Source organism: Halalkalibacter lacteus (assembly GCF_036663595.1).
Taxonomy (GTDB): domain Bacteria; phylum Bacillota; class Bacilli; order Bacillales; family Bacillaceae_D; genus Halalkalibacter; species Halalkalibacter lacteus.
Map to the genome: position 1 here is coordinate 1 of NZ_JAWRVL010000084.1, position 720 is coordinate 720.

The 720-nt window shown below is 50.6% G+C and carries 7 tRNA genes; all 7 read left to right on the plus strand.

From position 1 onward, the window contains the following. Positions 1-80: 80 nt before the first annotated feature. A tRNA-Trp gene (locus SAZ04_RS21545) sits at positions 81-154 on the plus strand. Positions 155-170: 16 nt separating this feature from the next. Further along, a tRNA-His gene (locus SAZ04_RS21550) sits at positions 171-246 on the plus strand. Between the two features lie 23 nt (positions 247-269). Then, positions 270-344, plus strand: a tRNA-Gln gene (locus tag SAZ04_RS21555). A 2-nt stretch (positions 345-346) separates the two neighbouring features. Next, positions 347-421 (plus strand) — tRNA-Gly (locus SAZ04_RS21560). Positions 422-432: 11 nt separating this feature from the next. Beyond that, positions 433-507: transfer RNA gene (locus SAZ04_RS21565), tRNA-Cys, on the plus strand. Positions 508-522: 15 nt separating this feature from the next. Then, positions 523-608 (plus strand) — tRNA-Leu (locus tag SAZ04_RS21570). Between the two features lie 34 nt (positions 609-642). After that, a tRNA-Arg gene (locus SAZ04_RS21575) sits at positions 643-719 on the plus strand. Position 720 lies beyond the last annotated feature (1 nt).

Below are 720 nucleotides of genomic sequence, written 5' to 3' on the forward strand. Positions count from 1 at the left end.
GTGGCTAAACGCGGCGGACTGTAAATCCGCTCCCTCCGGGTTCGGCGGTTCGAATCCGTCCCCCTCCACCATTTATTTTTAGGGGTATAGTTTAAAGGTAGAACAAAGGTCTCCAAAACCTTCGGTGTGGGTTCAATTCCTACTACCCCTGCCAATTTATTAAAATGATGGCGATTGTGGCGAAGTGGTTAACGCACCGGATTGTGATTCCGGCATTCGTGGGTTCAATTCCCATCAGTCGCCCCATAAAATTTTAATCATCAAAGTGTTGGGCTATCGCCAAGCGGTAAGGCAACGGATTTTGATTCCGTCATGCGTAGGTTCGAATCCTGCTAGCCCAGCCAACGCGGAAGTAGTTCAGTGGTAGAACACCACCTTGCCAAGGTGGGGGTCGCGAGTTCGAATCTCGTCTTCCGCTCCATTTTTTTGTCTGGCGGCATAGCCAAGTGGTAAGGCACGGGTCTGCAAAACCCTTATCCCCCGGTTCGAATCCGGGTGCCGCCTCCATATATTTTCTGCCGTGCCGGGGTGGTGGAATTGGCAGACACACAGGACTTAAAATCCTGCGGTAGGTGACTATCGTGCCGGTTCAAGTCCGGCCCTCGGCACTTTTATTTTATTTTTAAATTAGGACAACTTAATGCGCCCTTAGCTCAGCTGGATAGAGTGTTTGACTACGAATCAAAAGGTCGGGAGTTCGAATCTCTCAGGGCGCACCAT